An 18,551-nucleotide genomic window follows, 5' to 3' on the forward strand; every position below is an offset into this window, starting at 1 on the left:
TATGTATGCTTACGACGAAATCGACCGCACGCTCGTCAACGAGCGCGTCTCGGAGTTCCGCGACCAGGTGAAGCGGCGCCTGTCCGGCGAGCTCACCGAGGACGAGTTCAAAATTCTGCGGCTGCAGAACGGCGTCTATCTGCAGCTGCACGCTTATATGTTCCGCGTCGCGATCCCCTATGGCACGCTGGCGACGAACCAGATGCGGGCGCTCGCCCATGTCGCGCGCAAATACGATCGCGGCTACGGCCACTTCACCACGCGGCAGAATATCCAGTTCAACTGGATCAAGCTTGCCGAACTCCCGGATGCACTCGAAGACCTCGCCAAGGTCGGCATCCACGCGATGCAGACCTCCGGCAACAACATGCGCAACGTCACCTCGGATCAGTGGGCCGGCGTCGCGCCGGGCGAGATCGAGGACCCCCGCATCTGGTCGGAGCTGATCCGCCAGCACACCACGCTGCATCCGGAATTCTCGTTCCTGCCGCGCAAGTTCAAGATCGCGATCACCGCCTCGGACCACGACCGCGCCGCGATCAAGATCCATGACATCGGCCTGCGCTTGATCAAGAACGAGAAGGGCGAGACCGGTTTCGAGGTGCTGGTCGGCGGCGGTCTCGGCCGCACGCCGTTCATCGCCAAGACCATCAAGCACTTCGTGCACGGCCGCGACATCCTCAGCTACATCGAGGCGATCTTACGCGTCTACAATCAGTACGGCCGCCGGGACAACATCTACAAGGCGCGCATCAAGATCCTGGTCCACGAGCTCGGCATCGAGAAATTCTCGCGCGAGGTCGAGGACGAGTGGCAGCACATTCGCAACTCCTCGCTCCAGATCGACGACGAGGTGATCGAGGACATCCGCTCGCGCTTCACCTATCCTGCCTACGAGAAGCTGCCGCACATGCCGGACGAGCTGCGGCAGGCCGCGGCCGACCCCGATTTCGAGGCATGGCGCAAGAACTCGGTGGCCCCGCACAAGGTGCAGGGTTACTCCATCGTCACGATCTCGCTGAAGCCGGCCGGCGGGCCTCCGGGCGATGCCACCGCCGAGCAGATGGACGCGCTGGCAGATCTTGCCGACAAATATTCCTTCGGCGAGATCCGCGTCGGCCATGAGCAGAACCTGGCGCTGCCGCACGTCGCCAAGCGCGACCTGCCGGCGCTGTGGAAGGCGCTCGACAAGCTCGGGCTGGCGACGCCCAACGTCAACCTGATCACCGACATCATCGCTTGCCCCGGGCTCGATTATTGCTCGCTGGCGAATGCGCGCTCGATCCCGATCGCGCAGGAGCTGACGCGGCGCTTCGCCAATCACGAGCTCGCCAACCTGATCGGCCGCCTGCACATCAACATCTCCGGCTGCATCAATGCCTGCGGCCATCACCATGTCGGCCATATCGGCATTCTCGGCGTCGAGAAGAACGGCGAGGAGGTCTACCAGATCACCATCGGCGGCCGTGCCGACGAGAACGCCGCGCTCGGCACCCTGATCGGTCCCGGCGTCAAGTTCGACGAGGTCGCCGACGTGGTCGAGGACATCGTGGAAGCCTATCTGGCGCTGCGCGAGCGGCCTGAAGAGCTGTTCATGGACACGGTGAAGCGCCTCGGCGTCGAACCCTTCAAGGAGCGCGTCTATGCCACTCGTTAATGGCGGAAAGATCACGGACGACAGCTTCGTCAAGCTCGCCGTCGACACGCCGCTGCCCGAGGGCGGCGACATCCTGGTGCCCGCCGAGCGCTTCCTCGGCGAGGCCGAGGGCTTGCTCAAGCGCGCCGGAAAGGTCGGCGTGATCTGGCCCAACAATCGCGACATCGCCGAACTCGTGCCGTATCTCGGCCAGATCGCCGCCGTCGCGCTGGTGTTCCCGACCTTCCGTGACGGGCGCGCCTACAGTCAGGCGCGGCTGCTGCGCGAACGTTACAATTATCGCGGCGAATTGCGCGCGACCGGTCAGGTGCTGCGCGACCAGTTCGTGTTCATGCTGCGCGCCGGCTTCGATGCCTTCGAAGTCAAGAAGCAGGCCGACGCGGAGGCCTTCATGCAGACCGCCAAGCGCTATTCGGTGTTCTACCAGCCGACCGGCGATGGCCGCATCACCGCGCTGCACCGGCGCATGCAGCTGCGCCATTCCGAAGGGGTCGGCACGTGAACGCGATCGCGCCTCAGGTTTCGCCCGTGTCTGCGCTACCTTCGGCGGACGAGCTCGATCGCGCCTTGCGCGATGCCTCGCCCGCGGAGGTCATTGCCGCGGCGCTGAAGACGGTCGGGCGCGAGAAGCTTGCGCTGGTGTCGTCCTTCGGCACGGAATCGGCGACGCTGTTGAAGGTCATGTCGGATGTCGATCCCGCAATCCCCGTGATCTTTCTCGACACCGGCTGGTTGTTTGAGGAGACGCTGGCTTATCGCGATACGCTGATTGCGACGCTGGGCCTGAAGGACGTTCGCTCGATCAAGCCGGCCGAGGAGACGCTGTTGCGCGAAGATCCCGACCGCGACCTCTGGTTCTCCGATCCCGACGCCTGCTGCCGGATCCGCAAGGTCGAGCCGCTGGCGCGTGCGCTGAAGCCGTTCGACGCCTGGCTCAACGGCCGCAAGCGCTTTCAGGGCAATGCGCGCGCCGACATTCCGGTCGTCGAGGACGACGGCGCGCGGCTGAAGTTCAATCCCTTCGCCAACGTCTCGCGCGAGGAGATCGAGGCGATCTTCACCCGCGCCAAATTGCCGCGGCACCCTCTGGTTGTGTCAGGATTCCTGTCGGTTGGGTGCATGCCTTGCACCAGCAGAACGACTGAAGGTGAGGATGCACGCGCCGGCCGGTGGCGCGGCCGGGCCAAGACAGAATGCGGCATCCATACGATGAAGACTTCGTAGCACAGTCACGCTGCGAGCTAGCGAACAAGAAAATCGGGTTCCGTTGACACAAGAGCGTTTCGCCAGGAGTTATGCCTGCCGTCGACGACGCCGATGTCGTCGAGGTGAATGGAGATGGACATGATGCGCCGTATCGTTCCGCTCGCCGCAGGATTGCTCGCGACGGGGCTCTGGGCAGGCTCGGCTCTGGCCGCCGACATCAATCTGCTGAACGTGTCGTACGATCCGACGCGCGAGCTCTATGTCGAGTTCAACAAGGCGTTCGCGAGCGCCTACCAGAAGGAAACCGGCAAGAGCGTCGAGATCAAGCAGTCGCACGGCGGCAGCGGCTCGCAAGCACGCGCGGTGATCGACGGCTTGCAGGCCGATGTGGTGACGCTTGCGCTCGCCTATGACATCGACGCCATCGCGAACAAGCGCCTTACCGCGGCGGATTGGCAGAAGCGGCTGCCGCAGAATTCATCACCCTATACCTCGACCATCGTTTTCCTGGTGCGCAAGGGCAATCCCAAGGGCATCAAGGACTGGGACGATCTGATCAAGCCGGGCGTCGCCGTCATCACGCCGAACCCGAAGACGTCGGGCGGCGCGCGCTGGAATTATCTGGCCGCCTGGGGCTTTGCGCAGAAGAAATACGGTTCGACCGACAAGGCCAAGGACTTCGTCGGGAAGCTCTTCCAGCAGGTGCCGGTGCTCGATACCGGCGCCCGGGGCGCCACTGTGACCTTTGTCGAGCGCGGCGTCGGTGACGTGCTGCTCGCGTGGGAGAACGAGGCGTTCCTGGCCCTGAAGGAATTCGGTGCGAACAAGTTCGAGATCGTTGCACCGCCGCAGTCGATCCTCGCCGAGCCGCCGGTCGCGATCGTGGACAAGGTTGCCGACAAAAAGGGCACCCGCAATGCGGCTGACGCCTACCTTCAATACTGGTACACCAAGGAAGGGCAGGAGATCGCCGCGCGCAATTTCTACCGTCCGCGCGATGCCGAGACCGCCAAAAAGTATGAAAATTCCTTCGCCAAGGTCGAGCTGTTCACGATCGACGACGTCTTCGGCGGCTGGACCAAGGCACAGAAGGAACATTTTGCAGACGGCGGCGTTTTCGATCAGATTTACAAGAACTGATCGGGCGCTGTCGTAGGGGGCTTTAGCAGGGGGCCTGGTGAGCGCACTCGCAGCACGACGCCGGACATTGCCGGGCTTCGGTCTCACCATGGGACTGACGCTTTCCTGGCTGTCCGTGATCATCCTGATTCCACTCGCCGGCCTGTTCCTGAGATCGCTCGAGCTCAGCCCCGAGCAGTTCTGGAACATCCTCTCCAGCCGCCGCACCCTGAACGCGCTCCGCGTCTCGTTCGGCCTCGCCTTTGCGGCGGCTTGCGTCAATCTGGTGATGGGCAGCATCATCGTCTGGGCGCTGGTCCGCTACCGCTTCCCCGGCCGCCGCATTTTCGATGCCATCGTCGACGTGCCGTTTGCGCTGCCGACGGCGGTGGCCGGCGTCGCGCTGACGGCGCTGTTCGCCGAGAAGGGCTGGTTGGGTGCGCCGCTCGCCGCGCTCGGCCTCAAGGTGGCGTTCACGCCGGTCGGCATCTTCGTCGCTATGATCTTCATCGGCATTCCCTTCGTTGTCCGCACCGTGCAGCCGGTGCTGCAGGATCTCGACCCTGAAATCGAGGAGGCCGCGGGCAGCCTGGGGGCCAGCCGCTTGCAGACCATCGTTCGCGTGATCCTGCCTTCGCTCGCGCCGGCGCTGCTCACGGGCCTCGCGCTCGCCTTCGCCCGCGCGGTCGGTGAATACGGCTCGGTGATCTTCATCGCCGGCAATCTGCCCAACGTCTCCGAGATCGCGCCGCTCTTGATCGTGATACGCCTGTCCGAATTCCGTTACGCCGATGCGACCGCGATTGCGGTGGTCATGCTGGTCGTCTCCTTCGTCATCATCTTCGCGGTCAATCGGCTCCAGCGCTGGGCGCAGAGCCGGATCCCGGCGCGCTGAGGGCGGACCATGACGATGCAGATCGCAGATTCCGTGTCGCTCTCGGCCTCCGACTCGCAGGCACGCGCGCACGCGGCGGCGGCGCGGAACAATTTGCGCACCGAGCCGCGCGCTGTCCGTATCATCATCATCACGCTGGCGTTGCTGTTTCTCACCGTCTTCGTCGTGCTGCCGCTGGTCGTCGTGTTCGCGCAGGCATTTTCGCGCGGCATCCTCGCCTATTTCGCCGCGCTCGCCGAGCCGGAGGCGATGGCGGCGATCAAGCTGACGTTGATCGTCGCGGCGATCTCGGTCGGGCTCAATCTGGTGTTCGGCCTCGTCGCCGCCTGGGCGATTGCAAAATTCGAGTTTCCGGGCAAGACCTTCCTGATCACGCTGATCGACCTGCCGTTCTCGGTCAGCCCGGTGATCTCGGGCCTCGTCTTCGTGCTATTGTTCGGCGCGCAAGGCTATTTCGGCAGTTGGCTGCGCGAGCACGACATCCAGATCCTGTTCGCGGTCCCCGGCATCGCGCTCGCCACCACCTTCGTAACCTTCCCCTTCGTGGCGCGCGCGCTGATCCCCCTGATGCAGGAGCAGGGCACGCAGGAGGAGGAGGCCGCGATCTCGCTCGGCGCCTCCGGCCTGCAGACCTTCTTCCGCGTCACCCTGCCCAACATCAAATGGGGCGTGCTCTACGGCGTCCTGCTCTGCAACGCGCGCGCGATGGGCGAGTTCGGTGCGGTCTCCGTCGTCTCCGGCCACATCCGCGGCGAGACCAACACCATGCCGCTCTTGGTCGAGATCCTCTACAACGAATACCAGTTCGTCGCCGCTTTCGCGATCGCCTCGCTGCTCGCAATGCTGGCGCTGATCACGCTGATCGCAAAAACCGTTCTCGAACGTCATCTCGACGAAGGACAAGACGCCAGTGACCATTGAAGTCAAGAATCTCGTCAAGAAATTCGGCAGTTTTGCAGCCCTCGACGGCGTCGATCTCAAGGTTAATGACGGTGAGCTGCTGGCGCTGCTCGGCCCGTCCGGCTCCGGCAAGACTACCTTGCTGCGGATCATCGCCGGCCTCGACTGGCCGGACTCAGGCGAAGTCTCCTTCAACGGTGAGGACGCGCTGGCGCAAGGAGCCCGCGAGCGCCACGTCGGATTCGTGTTCCAGCACTATGCGCTGTTCCGCCACATGACGGTGTTCGAGAACGTTGCCTTTGGCCTCCGCGTGCAGCCGCGCGCGGTCCGAAAGGATGAGGCTGCTATCCGCTCGCGCGTCAAGGAGCTGCTCGATCTGGTGCAGCTCGACTGGCTCGCCGACCGCTATCCGAGCCAGCTTTCCGGCGGCCAGCGTCAGCGCATCGCGCTCGCCCGTGCGCTTGCGATCGAGCCGCGCATTCTGCTGCTCGACGAACCCTTCGGCGCGCTCGACGCCAAGGTGCGCAAGGAGCTGCGCAAATGGCTGCGCTCGCTGCATCACGAGATCCACGTCACCTCGATCTTCGTCACGCACGACCAGGAGGAGGCGCTGGAAGTCGCCAACCGCGTCGTGGTGATGGACAAGGGACGGATCGAGCAGATCGGCTCGCCCGACGATGTCTACGACAATCCGGCGACGGCGTTCGTGCACGGCTTCATCGGCGAATCCATCGTGCTGCCGATCCAGATCGGCGATGGTGCGATCCGGCTCGGCGACCGGCAGCTCGATCTGGCGGCCGATGGGCTTGCGCCTGGCGCGTCGAAGCTGTTCGTGCGGCGACATGACATGCTGGTCGGCCCGCCCGGCAGCGGCGCCTTCGAGGGCGCGGTCCAGCACGTCCGTAATTTCGGCCCGGTGCAGCGGGCGGAAGTAGCCCTGTCCGGCGGCGAGACCATCGAGATCGACGCCCCCCGCGACAAGGAACTGCGTGCCGGCGACACGATCGGCCTCAATCCGCGCCGCTACCGAATTTTTGCGGGCTAGGCCCGTCGTCATTCCGCCCCCGGAATGACGGCTCAAATTCTCTTCAAAATTCACCTTTCAGCCATTGTTGGTATGCAACAACAGCCCCTCATTTGGGGGCCCCGATTCATGCGCGCTGCGGCCGCAATTCTCATCATGTTGCTGCTTGCCGGCTGTGCCGGCAACGAAGCTCCGGTCCAGCAGCCGTCGATGTATGCCGACATGGCGGTCCCGGGCTCCAAGCTCGACGTCCAGGCAGCTGCGATCATGATCTCGCAATACCGCCAGAACAACGGGCTCGGTACGGTCGTGGTCGACCCGGATTTGACTCGGCTCGCCGAATCCCAATCGGGCGCGATGGCGGCGGCCAACAAGATGGACCACGACGTCCGCGCGCCGCTCGCCAAGCGTCTGGCCTCTGGCGGTTATCCCGCCACCGTGGCGGTCGAGAACATCTCCGCCGGCTATCATACGCTGGCGGAAGCGTTTTCCGGCTGGCGCGACTCGCCTCCGCACCGCGCCAACATGCTCAAGAGCGGTGTCACAAAATTAGGCATCGCGGCGAGCTATGCTCCAGGAACCAAATACAAGGTGTTCTGGACCATGATCCTGGCCTCCACCGAGCCTCGATAAGCCAGACTTGATCCCGGGTATGCATTGACGTCGCGGCGGAGTGTCGCCACGGTGGCCAGCCTTTTGCTATTGTTCCCGCATGAGCGATCATAGTCCGGAAACCGCAACAATCCCCACGAATGCGCAACGCGTCCTGGTCCTCCAGGGCGGCGGCGCGCTCGGCTCGTACCAGGCTGGCGCCTTCCAGGCGCTGTGTGGCTACGGCTTCGATCCGGAATGGGTCGCCGGCATCTCGATCGGCGCGGTCAATGCCGCCATCATCGCCGGCAACGAGGGGCACACCCGCGTCGAGCGGCTCAAGGAATTTTGGGAAATGGTGTCGGCCCCGGTGCCGTGGAAGCCGGTCGGCAAGAGCGACCGCAGCCGCGAGCTGTTCAATTCCACCAGTGCCGCGCTGATTGCGACGTTCGGCGTGCCCGGCTTCTTCACGCCACGCATTCCGCCGGCGCCGCTGTGGCCGCCGGGGCATCCCGAGGCCGAAAGCTATTACGATACCTCGCCGCTGAAGAAGACGCTGGAACGTCTCGTCGATTTCGACCGCATCAACGATCTGAAGACACGCCTGTCGGTCGGCGCGGTCGGCGTCACCTCGGGCAATTTCAGATATTTCGACAATTACGCGTGCAAGAAGCTCGGCAAGAAGATCGGCCCCGAGCACATCATGGCCTCCGGCGCGCTGCCGCCGGGCTTTCCCTCCGTCGTCATCGACGGCGAGCATTATTGGGACGGCGGCATCGCCTCCAACACTCCGCTCGACTACGTGCTCGATGCCGAGGTCGAACGCGACATGCTGATCTTTCAGGTCGATTTGTTTTCCGCGCGGGGCGAACTGCCGAACTCGCTGCTGGAGGCGGCCGAGCGCGAAAAGGACATCCGCTATTCCAGCCGCACGCGGATGAACACCGACAAGAACAAGCAGCTGCACAACGCCCGCAGGGCCGTGCGCGATCTGATCGGCAAATTGCCGGACTATCTCAAGAATGATCCTTCCGTCGAATTCCTGGCGAAAGTGTCGCGCGAAAGCACCGTCACCGTGGTGCACCTGATCTATCGCAGCAAGAACTACGAATCCTCGTCCAAGGATTACGATTTCTCGCACATTGCCATGGTCGAGCATTGGGAAGCCGGCGTGCGCGACGTGCATCTGTCGATGCGCCACAAGGACTGGCTGGAGCGGCCGCAGTCCGGCGAGACCATGGTGACCTACGATCTCACGGGGGACGTCACCGCGCCCCCGGCAAAAAGGAGCGAATAGAATGGGTACTCTGTCAGGCAAGAACGCCGTCGTGACCGGATCGACCAGCGGCATCGGGCTCGCTTACGCGCGCGCCTTCGCCGGCGCCGGTGCCAACGTCGTCATCAACGGTTTCGGCTCGCCGGAGGACATCGAGAAGGAGCGCGCCAAGATCGAATCCGATTTCGGCGTCAAGGCGGTCTACTCGCCCGCCGACATGACCAAGCCCGCCGAGGTCGCCGGCATGATCGCGCTCGGCGAGAAGACGTTCGGCTCGGTCGACATCCTCGTCAACAATGCCGGCATCCAGTTCGTCTCGCCGATCGAGGAATTCCCGCCGGAGAAATGGGACCAGATCATCGCGATCAATCTGTCCTCGGCCTTCCACGCCATCCGCGCCGCGGTGCCCGGTATGAAGAAGAAGGGCTGGGGCCGCATCATCAACACGGCGTCGGCGCACTCGCTGGTGGCCTCGCCATTCAAGTCGGCCTACGTCTCGGCCAAGCACGGCATCGCCGGCCTCACCAAGACCGTGGCGCTGGAAGTCGCGACCCACAAGATCACCTGCAACTGCATCAGCCCCGGCTACGTCTGGACCCCGCTGGTCGAGAAGCAGATCCCCGACACGATGAAGGCGCGCAATCTGACGCGCGAGCAGGTCATCAACGACGTGCTGCTCGATGCGCAGCCGACCAAGGAGTTCGTCACCTCCGAGCAGGTCGCCGCGCTCGCCCTGTTCCTGTGCAGCGACGACGCCGCCCAGATCACCGGCACCAACCTCTCGATCGACGGCGGCTGGACCGCGGAGTAAGAGGCGATGCCGTAGGGTGGGCAAAGGCGTTCTTGCGCCGTGCCCACCAATTTTCCGCTGCTCGCGACCAGCGTCAGCGGCACTGGGTGTCTCACCTCTTCCCGCGCCTTCTGCGAACCAGCCGTTCTCAGGTCCGAGGCGAACCATATTGGCTTTCCGGTTCGTTCAGTCCGGCAAGGGGCCGCCGCGACGTGTGGCGGATATGGACGATATGAACGAACTCGCCACTGACACGGTAAAATATCCGAAATGGATAGCGGACGACCGTTACCACGCGGACTTGGGAACGTTGTGTGACCCGTGGCGATGAGAAAGGCGCACCCCGGACGCGCTCGATAACATCCGCAAATCTTCGTCCTATGGCATCGGCGATCGCTGGGCTGGCGTTGCTGGCATAATAGGTTGCAATGTTTTCGAGGTCAGCAAGCGCCTCTCGGGACCAGACGACCTTCATCCGCGCCTGAATTTCGCGAAGACTTCTGCGACCTCGGCATCCGAAGCGAACTCGCCGCGATCTATGGAGGCTAACGCAGCGTCGATACTTCGCAGCTCTTCCTGCGTCGCAACATACTCGCCGCCGAGCAGTTCGCTCTCGATTTCGCTGGCAATCGCAACCAGCTCGTTCTGGGCCTCTTCGGGCCAAGTCTGGGCACGTTCCAGAAGATCTCGCAGATCGCTTGCAGCCATACCCGACTATATCAGGTGCCGAAGAGCTTTCCAATCATCTCAAGCTGATGGCTAACGTCCGAACGCCAGCACGTGCAGCCCGAGCCGCTGCCGCACGATCCAGAACAGCAGCACCGTCTCGAAGGTGAGGGAGATCGAGGTCGCGGCCGCCGCGCCATGGCCGCCGTAGCGCGGGACCAGCGCGATGCAGAGCACTAGGTTCATCACGAAGGCCAGCGCATAGGCGAGCGCGCAGATCTTCTGCTGGCCGAGCATGTTGAGCAGGCGCTCCACCGGGCCGATCGCGGCGCGCACCACGAGGCCGATCGCGGCCACAAACATGATGTCGTAGCCGATCACGAATTGTGGTCCGAACAGCCAGAGCAGCGGCTTGCCGAGCGCGAGCAGCACGATGGTCGCGGCCAGCGACGGCCAGAACGTCCAGGTGATGGCATGCGCGACGTAGGCCGACAGGCGCGCCTTGTCGCCGCTGGCATAGTATTCGGCGAAGCGGTGTGCCGTCGTGGCTGACATCGCGTAGTGGATGAACGAGACCAGCGCCAGCGTCTTCACCACGGCGAAATAGACGCCGACCTCGTCCGAGGGACGGAATTGCTGCAGCACCAGCACGTCGGTGTAGGACAGGAGCAGGTAGAAGCTCTCGACCAGCAGGATCGGTAGCGAGACGGCGAGCCAGCCCTTGACGTCATAGGCCTTCGGTCCCGGTGTGATGTGATCGGCGAGCTTGCGGTTCAGCACCACCATCTGCCCGGCCATTGCGATCCATACCGCGCAAAGGCTTGCCACCATCGCGGCGACCGCGCCGAGGTGATAGCCGAGCAGGAAGGCGAGCGCCGTGATGCCGATGATCAGCGCCTGACGGATGATGAATTGCGGCATCAGGCCGAGTTGCATCCAGTCGTGCGAGCGCGCGATGCCGTCCTGGGTGTTCGCGACGACGAAAGCGGGCAGCGTCATGCAGCCGATATAAAGCGGCAGCACCTCGGCCGGATCGATCCAGGGCGACAGCAATTTGACGATGCCGGCAAGGCCGAGCGACACCAGCGTGGACACGGCAAAGGTCAGCCAGCGGCTGCCGGACAGGAAGCCGCGCAGCAGCGCGTGCGCGCCGCTGGCGCGGTACTCCGGAATGATTTTTTGCGCGGAGGCCGAGATGCCGAAATCCATCATGCTGCCGAGCAGCAGCACCCAGGTCCAGACATAGACGTAGATGCCGTAATCGGACGTGCCCATCCAGCGCGCGAGCAACACCTGCGAGACATAAGCGAGGCCGGCGCTGATGACGCGAATGATGAAGATGGTGCCGGCGAGCCGCCGGGTCAGCGACGCCTCGCTCGATCCGCCCGCGAGCTTGGCGCGCAGCCGCGCGACCAGCCCGGCCGGTCCGGTCGTTGCGGGTGGTGCGTCCATCACGGCCAATTCGAACAATCCCTAGCGACCTGCAGCGGCAGGCGTGGGATTAGCAACCATTCGTTAAGATTCGGTTGGGCAGCTATTCAATGCTCGGTGTCGTCCCGGACAAGCGCGCCTCAAGCGCGCGCCGATCCGGGACCACAGCTGAAAGTGGAACGGCAGCAGTGCAACTCACTCGCGCCGTCCGGCCTCACTCCAAATTCGTGTTGAACTCGTACGCCTTCTCCGGCCCGACCAGCGTGAACTTCAGTGCGGCGCCCTCGGGCTTGGCACCCGGCGGCAGCCCGTCGAGCTCGAACGAGAAGCGCACGACTCCCGACGCGCCGTGCTGCACCGGCGCCGGAATCGGCAGCGCCCAATCGGGTGTCGGGCCTTCCACGAACAGATTGACGTTGCTTCTGTCCGGCGCCACCACGTCGACCACCACGTTCTTGGGCCCGTCACGCTTGACGTCACGAATGGTGAGCGGATTGGGATCGCCGATATTGGCGGGCTTCGGCACGGTGTCGAGCGCGGCACGCAAGTTCGCATCCTCGGTCGAGGCGACGCTGTTGAAACCCAGCTCGGCGCTGGCCTCCACGGGAATGCAGAGCTTCTCGCAGACCGCGTAGTTGATCTCGGCGCGCAAGGTCACCGGCTTGTCCGCAGCCTTGGCGACGATGCGCAGGGGCAGCACCACCTGGTCGCGATAGCCGATCGAATGGCCGCCCGCGCCGTCGTCGAACTTCAGCGGTGCCGGCCACATCACCGTCACCGCTTCGACATTGTCGGACTTGGAGAAGTCGAACCGGGGTGGAACGCCGGAATCGCCAGGCGACCGCCAATAGGTCTTCCAGCCGGGCTGCAGCTGGAAGGCGATACCGCCGAGCAGCACCGCGCCGCTGCGCGATCCCGCGAGTAACCGCACCGCGGAATGTCCATCGCGCTGCCAGGGCGAGGCGTCATCGGCACGGGCCGCGAGGGCCAACGACGACGCGAGCAGGGTTGTCGCGACGCCAATCGCCGCACGCAGGGGAACAATGCTGGACATGGCACGTCTTTACAGGGTCGCCCAGGGCCAAACCATTGAATTGCTTGTGATGGATGCACTCGAATCAAGTCGCCGCAAGCCTTGATTTGACAGCCGCCCGGCCCGACATCAGGATAGGAATTGAAACCGGAGTGCTCGAGCGATGGCTCCCACAGGCAAGAGGACGGGCGAAAGCACCCGCAGCTCGGGCGCCGCGCTGCCCAGTTCCGGCGGCTATCTCGACGGCCGGCTCCTGATCGCAATGCCCGTGATGGGCGATTCCCGCTTCGAGCGCTCGGTGATCTATCTCTGCGCCCATTCGGCGGAGGGGGCGATGGGCATCATCGTGAACCATCCCGCCGGCAGCATCGACTTCCCCGAGCTCTTGCAGCAGCTCGGCATCATCAAGAAGGGCGAGCACATCAAGCTGCCGGAGAACGCCGAAAGCATGAAGGTGCTGCGGGGCGGGCCGGTCGACACCGGGCGCGGCTTCGTACTGCATTCCAGCGACTTCTACATCGAGAACGCCACGCTGCGGATCGATGACGGCGTCTGCCTGACCGCGACGGTCGACATTCTGCGCGCCATCGCCAACGGCTCCGGCCCCAAGCACGCCATCCTCGCGCTCGGCTATGCCGGCTGGGCGCCGGGCCAGCTCGAGACGGAGATCCAGAGCAACGGCTGGCTGCATTGCGACGCGGACGCGGATCTGATTTTCGGCGACGACGTCGACGACAAGTACAACCGTGCTTTGCAGAAGATCGGCATCGACCCCGGCATGCTCTCGAACGAGGCCGGGCACGCGTAGGGGGTGTGGCATCCTTCCGATGTCGTACATCCTCTCCGCTGTCATGCCCCGGCTTGACCGGGGCATCCAGTACGCCGCAGCCTATCGTTTCGATCACGACCATCACGGAATACTGGATCGCCCGGTCAAGCCGGGCGATGACACCATTTGCTGAGCGGAGCTGTGCGGCGCCTACTCCGCGGCCTGCTGCTGCACCGTGGGCTCCGTCCCCGCCACCGTCGCGCGGCGCATGTCGCGGGGCTGGGACTGGTCGTAGCGGCGGACGCGGTGCATGGTCTGGCGGTTGTCCCACATCACGAGGTCATGCAGCTTCCATTTGTGCACGTAGACGAACTCGGGTTGCGTGGCGTGCTCGTTCAGATCGCGCAGCAGCAGCCGCCCCTCGGGCACGCTCATGCCGACGACCTTGCCGGCATGCGATGACAGATACAGCGACTTGCGGCGGTGCACGGGGTGCGTGCGCACCAGCCGTTGCAGCACCGGCTTGAACATCTCCTTCTCTTCGTCGGTGTATTCGGTGAAGCCGAGCGATCCCCGCGAATACATCAGCGAATGCTCGCAGACGAGATCCTCGATCTCCGCCTTGGTCTCATCGTCGAGCGCGTCATAGGCCGCGCGCATGTCGGCGAACTCGGTGTTGCCGCCCTTCGGGTTCACCACCCGCGCCGACAGCAGCGAGAACTTTGCGGGGATAGGCCGGAACGAGCTGTCCGAGTGCCACAGGCAATTGCCGAGGTTGAACAGATTGGCGCGGCTGTCCTTGGGCAGCGGCTTGCCGTCCTTGCCGAGATTGGAGACGTCGTTCAGACCCGAGGTGAGGCGGTACTCGTCCGCCTTGGTGATGTTGCCGCCGCGCACCTCCTCCCGCTGGCCGAAATTCAGCGCGAACGCCATCTGCTGCTCGTCGGTGATGTCCTGATCGTGGAAGACGAGCACCGCGTATTTGTCCATGGCAGCCTCGATCTCGCGCGCCTGATCCGGCGTGAGCGCCTTGCGCAAGTCGAGGCCGGACACCTCGCCGACGAAATGCTTCTGAAGCTGCCGGATGGCGATGGTCATTGCGTTCCTCCCGCATCTACGAGCGGTTTCCCCGCTCTGTTTGTGGAAAAAATGACTCCCGCATCCGGCGATGTCAACGCGCCGCGCGCATGCCTCTCACGCGTTCCGCGCCATCAGCCCGCCATCGACCGGGATCACCGCGCCGGTGAGGAAGGACGCCGCCGGCAGGCACAGGCTCAGCGTCATATGCGCGACCTCTTCAGGGTCGCCATAACGGCCGAGTGCGGTGCGGCGCTTGGCGTAGATGGTCTTGTGCTCCTCCGGGATGCGGTCGGTGATTCCCGTGCGGATCGGTCCGGGGCAGATGCAGTTGACGGTGATGCCCTCACGGCCGAGCTCCACCGCCAGCGAGCGGGTGAGGCTCACGACGCCGCCCTTCGCGGCCGAATACGGGCTGTGCAATGCGGTGGCGCCGAGCGCCTCGGTCGAGGCGATGTTGACGATGCGCGGGCTCTTCGACTTGCGTAAGTAGGGCAGCGCGGCGCGGATGATGCGTGGGTGCGCCGTCAGCATCACGGCGATGCCCTTCGCCCAGGCATCCTCAAAGCCCTCATCGTCGATCGCGACGCGCAACGAGATGCCGGCATTGTTGACGACGATGTCGAGGCCGCCGAAATGCGCGGCGACGTCGCCGACCACGCGCTTGATCTCGCCGCCGTCGGCGACGTCGAGCTTCCACGCCCTTGCCGCGCCACCGCTTGCCGCAATCTCCCTGGCGACGTCCTGCGCGCCTTGCTCGTCGAAATCCGTGACGGCGACGTTCGCACCTTCGTTTCCGAACACACGCGCAGTGGCGCGCCCCATGCCGCTGGCTGCGCCAGTGACGAGTACGGTGAGCCCCTTCACGGACCGGCTGAGCTCCCTGACGTCGGACATGCTGTTCCCTCGCGCCGAGCTGGTTCTTGTTGTGATTGACAAGGCTGGCATCGATCCGCAGACAGGTCAAACAAGCAGAAAACAAAAGGGGAGGCCGACAATGGCAAACGAGCTCGATTTCTCAGGCAAGCAGGTGCTGGTGGTCGGCGGTTCCAGCGGCATCGGCAACGGCATCGCGCAGGCCTTTCGCGCCAAGGGCGCAGCTGTTGCCGTCTGCGGCACGCGTGCTCGCGCAACGGAATATTCAGCCGACGAAGGCTCCGATCTCGAAGGTCTTGCTTACGCGCAGCTCGACGTCAGCAATCCCAATGCCATCGAAGCATTCAGGCCGCCGTTCGACCGTCTCGACATCCTGGTGCTCGCGCAGGGCGCGGTGATCTACCGCCGCGGCGAATTCGAGATGGCGGGTTTCCGCAAGGTCGTCGAGGTCAATCTGATGAGCCTGATGGCCTGCGCGACGCGCTTTCATTCCATGTTGCGGGACGCGAAGGGCGCGCTGATCATCGTGTCCTCGACCGCGGCCTATCATTCCACCATGGGCAATCCGGCCTACAACGCCTCGAAGACCGGTGCGGTCGGATTGACGCGCACGCTGGGCGAGGCCTGGGCCGAGGACGGCATCCGCGTCAACGGCATCGCGCCAGGGCTCGTCGACACCAAGATGACGAAGGTGACGACCGACAATCCGAAGCGGCTCGAAGGCGCGCTCGCGCGCATCCCGCTGCGGCGATTGGGCACGCCGGCCGACATGGCGGGCGCGGCGCTGTTCCTGGCCTCGCCGCTGTCGTCCTACATCATCGGCCAGACGCTGGTCGTCGATGGTGGCCTGATTCTATAGGAGAGCCTAAGGAACCGCGCTGCGTCTGATCGGTTACTTCGGCTGACCACCGAGGAGGATCATCATGGACACGGATCGGATTGTTGGATCGGCGAAGGAATATGCCGGACGCGCGGAAGGCGCGATCGGAGACATGGCAGGCGATGCCAAGACGCAGGCGTCGGGCAAGGCGCGGGAAGCCGCGGGCACGGTGCAGAATCTCTACGGCCAGGCCAAGGATGCCGTGCGCGACGCCACGGACACCGCCGCGGGCTATGCCAAGGACGCCTACGAGAACAGTGGTGAGACTTTCCGCGACGGCTCGAAGGCCATTGCGCAGAAGGTGCAGGACAATCCGCTCGGCGCGCTGCTGGTTGCCGGCGGCATCGGCTTCGCGCTGGCGCTGCTGATGTCGCGTCCCGCCCGCCGCCCGCCGTCACGCTGGCGCTATTAGGGCTAGTTGCCGAACGCCTGTCACGCGTGCCCCGGCTCAGCGATGCAGCGTGAGACGCTGCATCGCTGAGCCGGGGCCATCTTTTCTGAATGCCGCACGAATTGGGTCTCGGCTCTGCGCCGCATCACCAGAAGGTGCTGCGTCGCGTCCGGGACACGAGATCTTACCTTACCGGAACATCTCGGCGGAACGGCCGACGTTAGCCGGCGGACGCGGGATCCCAGGATTGGGATTCGGATTGCGCGGCCCGGGCGGCGGCGCCATTTGGCGCGGCGGCGGGGGCTGCGGCGAGCCGAAGCCGAAGAAATCACGGAATGTGGGCGTTGCCTGGGCCGGCAGTTGCGGGGCGACCTGCGGCTTCTTCGGCGCGAGCTTTGGCGGCGCGATTGCAGCGGCCGCGCCCGGTGCGCCCTGAGCCGCCCCGCCGTCCGGCGTCGTTGCCGCCATCGGCGTATCGCCCTTGGCCTGCTCGCGGCCGACTTCCCGGCGCGGCCAGGCATAATCGTCGGCGCGGCCGGCAGGAGCTGCCAGCGGCTCACCCTTCACCATCGTCTTGGCGGCGAGCGCATCGACGGCGGCGGGACGCGTGCCCGGTCCGCCCAGCAATTGATCGGTCGAGATCGAGGCTGCAACCAGCGGCACGATCGGCCCGGCCAGCGGCCGCGGCGCAGGCTTGCCCGGCTCGGCGCTGGTGTCGGGCGTCGCGGGCTCGCTCGGCAGCGCGATCGGGCCGGAGCGTCCGGCAAGCAGGCGCGTGATCTCGCGCTCGACATAATGCGCGAGCTTGCGCGCGCCGGCCTTGGTGAAATAGATGCCGTCGGAGCTGCGCAGCTGGCGGATCTGGCCTTCGAAGTCCGGGCCCTTCTGCAGGAAGCGGCCGGCTTCGTCGACGAAGCCGTCCCAGACGTCGACATAGGTGATGCCGGCCTTGGCCGCGCCTTCACGGTACAGCGAATCCAGGAACAGCGTGTCCGCGGTGCCCTTCGGTCCGCGGACCGCGGGCAGGCCGACCCAGAGCACCGGCACGCCCTTGGTTTTGAGGACGGCCGCGAGCTCCTCGATCTTCTTGCCGTAGAGCTCGACCCAGCGCTCGTCACGGAATTCGTAGAGGCCGTTCGGATTGCGCGCGGTCTTTTCCGGGGCGGCCGCCGGCGTGTCGGAATTGTCGGCGTCGTCCTGCGGCAGGTCGGCATCGGCAGGCTTGTCGTCCGGCTTGGCGGCGCTGTCGCCGGGTTTGGCGTCGCCCGGCTTGCCAGGCGGCTTGGCGCGCGCACCCTTGTCGTTCTTCTTGTCCTTGTCCTTTTCCGCGGCCTGCTTGTCGGGTTTGTCGGCGGCCGGCTCGCGGATCGCGACGCGGTCGTTGAGGCCGAGCATGACGACGATCACGTCCGGCTTCTCTGTCTCGAGAATGCCCTTGGCCGCCGCGGCCCAGTCCGCGGGCTCGCCCTTGGGCTGATACCTGATCAGGCCGGACGTGGTCTTGTGCTTGCGGATCACGCCCATGTCGGGCTGCTCGGCGTAGGCGTCTTCTAGGCCATAGGCGAGCCAGTCGGCCATGGCATCGCCGATCACCAGCACGTTCTTCTCGGGAATCGTGTCGCGCTTGGCCGGTGCCGGCGCGCGCGAAAAATCCTGGCGCGGCGCCTGCGGCGGTGGCTGGAATGGTGAGAAGAAGTCGCCGCCGAACCAGCCGCCACCTCCGCCGCCCCGTGGTGGCGGTGGTGGGGCCGAACGCTGCGGCGGACCGCCGAAGCCGGGGAAGTTGAAGAACTGCGCCGAAGCGGGTGCCGCCACCGACACCAGGATCGCAAGCGCCGTCCCCAGCGCGATCAACGGGCCGGTCTCGGTTAGCGCCTTGAACAGGGACTTCTTCGACATGCGATCTCGGGCACGCGCAATGGGGGATCGAAGTTAGCTCAATATAATAACGGAATCAGGCGCCAAACGGG

20 protein-coding genes are annotated in these 18,551 nt (G+C 64.8%); 13 read left to right on the forward strand and 7 right to left on the reverse strand.

Translation table 11 applies throughout. The annotated features are described in order from the left end of the window. Nucleotide 1: 1 nt before the first annotated feature. The 10 genes from ABIA45_RS33170 (at nt 2) to ABIA45_RS33215 (ending at nt 9,479) form a co-directional block, all read left to right on the forward strand. Entirely contained in the window at nt 2-1,657 is a 1,656-nt protein-coding gene (locus tag ABIA45_RS33170; RefSeq protein ID WP_271542856.1) for a nitrite/sulfite reductase, read from the forward strand. Beyond that, nucleotides 1,644-2,159, forward strand: a complete 516-nt coding sequence (locus tag ABIA45_RS33175; protein WP_271542857.1) for a DUF934 domain-containing protein — start codon at nt 1,644-1,646, stop codon at nt 2,157-2,159. Before ABIA45_RS33170 ends, ABIA45_RS33175 begins: the two co-directional genes overlap by 14 nt. Next, nucleotides 2,156-2,881 carry a phosphoadenylyl-sulfate reductase gene (locus ABIA45_RS33180; RefSeq protein WP_271542858.1) on the forward strand — a complete coding sequence of 242 codons (726 nt, stop codon included), beginning with the start codon at nt 2,156-2,158 and terminating at the stop codon, nt 2,879-2,881. Before ABIA45_RS33175 ends, ABIA45_RS33180 begins: the two co-directional genes overlap by 4 nt. A gap of 108 nt (nt 2,882-2,989) precedes the next feature. Continuing rightward, complete coding sequence (locus ABIA45_RS33185) at nt 2,990-4,003, forward strand: sulfate ABC transporter substrate-binding protein (RefSeq protein ID WP_271542859.1); 1,014 nt, start codon at nt 2,990-2,992, stop codon at nt 4,001-4,003. Between the two features lie 37 nt (nt 4,004-4,040). Further along, on the forward strand, nt 4,041-4,877 hold the full coding sequence (gene cysT / locus ABIA45_RS33190; RefSeq protein WP_074447692.1) for a sulfate ABC transporter permease subunit CysT: 837 nt from the start codon (nt 4,041-4,043) through the stop codon (nt 4,875-4,877). Nucleotides 4,878-4,886: 9 nt separating this feature from the next. After that, entirely contained in the window at nt 4,887-5,798 is a 912-nt protein-coding gene (gene cysW, locus ABIA45_RS33195; protein WP_404654859.1) for a sulfate ABC transporter permease subunit CysW, read from the forward strand. After that, on the forward strand, nt 5,788-6,822 hold the full coding sequence (locus ABIA45_RS33200; RefSeq protein ID WP_035998225.1) for a sulfate/molybdate ABC transporter ATP-binding protein: 1,035 nt from the start codon (nt 5,788-5,790) through the stop codon (nt 6,820-6,822). Before cysW ends, ABIA45_RS33200 begins: the two co-directional genes overlap by 11 nt. Before the next feature lie 108 nt (nt 6,823-6,930). Then, on the forward strand, nt 6,931-7,434 hold the full coding sequence (locus tag ABIA45_RS33205; RefSeq protein WP_035998228.1) for a CAP domain-containing protein: 504 nt from the start codon (nt 6,931-6,933) through the stop codon (nt 7,432-7,434). Between the two features lie 79 nt (nt 7,435-7,513). Beyond that, nucleotides 7,514-8,689, forward strand: a complete 1,176-nt coding sequence (locus ABIA45_RS33210) for a DUF3734 domain-containing protein (protein ID WP_404654860.1) — start codon at nt 7,514-7,516, stop codon at nt 8,687-8,689. Between the two features lies 1 nt (nt 8,690). Then, the gene (locus ABIA45_RS33215) at nt 8,691-9,479 is read left to right on the forward strand and encodes a 3-hydroxybutyrate dehydrogenase (RefSeq protein WP_057028138.1); all 789 of its coding nucleotides are present in this window, start codon (nt 8,691-8,693) and stop codon (nt 9,477-9,479) included. Between the two features lie 127 nt (nt 9,480-9,606). Here ABIA45_RS33215 and ABIA45_RS33220 read toward each other — a convergent pair whose 3' ends face one another. The 4 genes from ABIA45_RS33220 to ABIA45_RS33235 form a co-directional block, all read right to left on the reverse strand. Further along, a complete protein-coding gene (locus ABIA45_RS33220; RefSeq protein ID WP_271542860.1) occupies nt 9,607-9,933 on the reverse strand; it encodes a type II toxin-antitoxin system RelE/ParE family toxin in 327 nt (108 codons plus the stop codon). Then, entirely contained in the window at nt 9,930-10,166 is a 237-nt protein-coding gene (locus ABIA45_RS33225; RefSeq protein ID WP_404654861.1) for a hypothetical protein, read from the reverse strand. The genes ABIA45_RS33220 and ABIA45_RS33225 overlap by 4 nt, the downstream gene beginning before the upstream one ends. Before the next feature lie 51 nt (nt 10,167-10,217). Beyond that, nucleotides 10,218-11,585 (reverse strand): flippase, encoded by a 1,368-nt coding sequence (locus ABIA45_RS33230; protein WP_404655792.1) that lies wholly within the window; start codon nt 11,583-11,585, stop codon nt 10,218-10,220. 184 nt (nt 11,586-11,769) lie between these two features. Beyond that, complete coding sequence (locus ABIA45_RS33235) at nt 11,770-12,609, reverse strand: protein-disulfide reductase DsbD domain-containing protein (RefSeq protein WP_404654862.1); 840 nt, start codon at nt 12,607-12,609, stop codon at nt 11,770-11,772. Between the two features lie 142 nt (nt 12,610-12,751). Between ABIA45_RS33235 and ABIA45_RS33240 the strand changes: the two genes are divergently transcribed. Further along, nucleotides 12,752-13,396, forward strand: coding sequence for a YqgE/AlgH family protein (locus ABIA45_RS33240; protein ID WP_036021679.1), 645 nt, complete (start codon nt 12,752-12,754; stop codon nt 13,394-13,396). A 171-nt stretch (nt 13,397-13,567) separates the two neighbouring features. On the opposite strand, the gene ABIA45_RS33245 is transcribed toward ABIA45_RS33240, so the two are convergent. Both ABIA45_RS33245 and ABIA45_RS33250 read right to left on the reverse strand, forming a co-directional pair. Further along, complete coding sequence (locus ABIA45_RS33245) at nt 13,568-14,455, reverse strand: TauD/TfdA family dioxygenase (RefSeq protein ID WP_271542864.1); 888 nt, start codon at nt 14,453-14,455, stop codon at nt 13,568-13,570. A 96-nt stretch (nt 14,456-14,551) separates the two neighbouring features. After that, nucleotides 14,552-15,331, reverse strand: coding sequence for an SDR family NAD(P)-dependent oxidoreductase (locus ABIA45_RS33250; RefSeq protein ID WP_157283729.1), 780 nt, complete (start codon nt 15,329-15,331; stop codon nt 14,552-14,554). A 100-nt stretch (nt 15,332-15,431) separates the two neighbouring features. Between ABIA45_RS33250 and ABIA45_RS33255 the strand changes: the two genes are divergently transcribed. Further along, a complete protein-coding gene (locus ABIA45_RS33255) occupies nt 15,432-16,169 on the forward strand; it encodes an SDR family NAD(P)-dependent oxidoreductase (protein ID WP_128264256.1) in 738 nt (245 codons plus the stop codon). Between the two features lie 64 nt (nt 16,170-16,233). Then, nucleotides 16,234-16,602, forward strand: a complete 369-nt coding sequence (locus ABIA45_RS33260) for a CsbD family protein (RefSeq protein ID WP_128264255.1) — start codon at nt 16,234-16,236, stop codon at nt 16,600-16,602. A 168-nt stretch (nt 16,603-16,770) separates the two neighbouring features. On the opposite strand, the gene ABIA45_RS33265 is transcribed toward ABIA45_RS33260, so the two are convergent. Next, nucleotides 16,771-18,480, reverse strand: a complete 1,710-nt coding sequence (locus ABIA45_RS33265; RefSeq protein WP_404654863.1) for a DUF459 domain-containing protein — start codon at nt 18,478-18,480, stop codon at nt 16,771-16,773. Between the last annotated feature and the right edge of the window lie 71 nt (nt 18,481-18,551).

Origin of the sequence: Bradyrhizobium sp. USDA 336, from assembly GCF_044908355.1 — a bacterium.
Classification (GTDB): domain Bacteria; phylum Pseudomonadota; class Alphaproteobacteria; order Rhizobiales; family Xanthobacteraceae; genus Bradyrhizobium; species Bradyrhizobium yuanmingense.

Excerpts from the sequence above, each read along its gene's own strand:
- ABIA45_RS33170 (WP_271542856.1), top strand. The coding sequence starts at position 2 with ATGTATGCTTACGACGAAATCGACCGCACGCTCGTCAACGAGCGCGTC.
- ABIA45_RS33175 (WP_271542857.1), top strand. The coding sequence starts at position 1,644 with ATGCCACTCGTTAATGGCGGAAAGATCACGGACGACAGCTTCGTCAAG.
- ABIA45_RS33185 (WP_271542859.1), top strand. The coding sequence starts at position 2,990 with ATGGAGATGGACATGATGCGCCGTATCGTTCCGCTCGCCGCAGGATTG.
- cysW (WP_404654859.1), top strand. The coding sequence starts at position 4,887 with ATGACGATGCAGATCGCAGATTCCGTGTCGCTCTCGGCCTCCGACTCG.
- ABIA45_RS33205 (WP_035998228.1), top strand. The coding sequence starts at position 6,931 with ATGCGCGCTGCGGCCGCAATTCTCATCATGTTGCTGCTTGCCGGCTGT.
- ABIA45_RS33210 (WP_404654860.1), top strand. The coding sequence starts at position 7,514 with ATGAGCGATCATAGTCCGGAAACCGCAACAATCCCCACGAATGCGCAA.
- ABIA45_RS33215 (WP_057028138.1), top strand. The coding sequence starts at position 8,691 with ATGGGTACTCTGTCAGGCAAGAACGCCGTCGTGACCGGATCGACCAGC.
- ABIA45_RS33220 (WP_271542860.1), bottom strand. The coding sequence starts at position 9,933 with ATGAAGGTCGTCTGGTCCCGAGAGGCGCTTGCTGACCTCGAAAACATT.
- ABIA45_RS33225 (WP_404654861.1), bottom strand. The coding sequence starts at position 10,166 with ATGGCTGCAAGCGATCTGCGAGATCTTCTGGAACGTGCCCAGACTTGG.
- ABIA45_RS33235 (WP_404654862.1), bottom strand. The coding sequence starts at position 12,609 with ATGTCCAGCATTGTTCCCCTGCGTGCGGCGATTGGCGTCGCGACAACC.
- ABIA45_RS33240 (WP_036021679.1), top strand. The coding sequence starts at position 12,752 with ATGGCTCCCACAGGCAAGAGGACGGGCGAAAGCACCCGCAGCTCGGGC.
- ABIA45_RS33245 (WP_271542864.1), bottom strand. The coding sequence starts at position 14,455 with ATGACCATCGCCATCCGGCAGCTTCAGAAGCATTTCGTCGGCGAGGTG.
- ABIA45_RS33250 (WP_157283729.1), bottom strand. The coding sequence starts at position 15,331 with ATGTCCGACGTCAGGGAGCTCAGCCGGTCCGTGAAGGGGCTCACCGTA.
- ABIA45_RS33255 (WP_128264256.1), top strand. The coding sequence starts at position 15,432 with ATGGCAAACGAGCTCGATTTCTCAGGCAAGCAGGTGCTGGTGGTCGGC.
- ABIA45_RS33260 (WP_128264255.1), top strand. The coding sequence starts at position 16,234 with ATGGACACGGATCGGATTGTTGGATCGGCGAAGGAATATGCCGGACGC.
- ABIA45_RS33265 (WP_404654863.1), bottom strand. The coding sequence starts at position 18,480 with ATGTCGAAGAAGTCCCTGTTCAAGGCGCTAACCGAGACCGGCCCGTTG.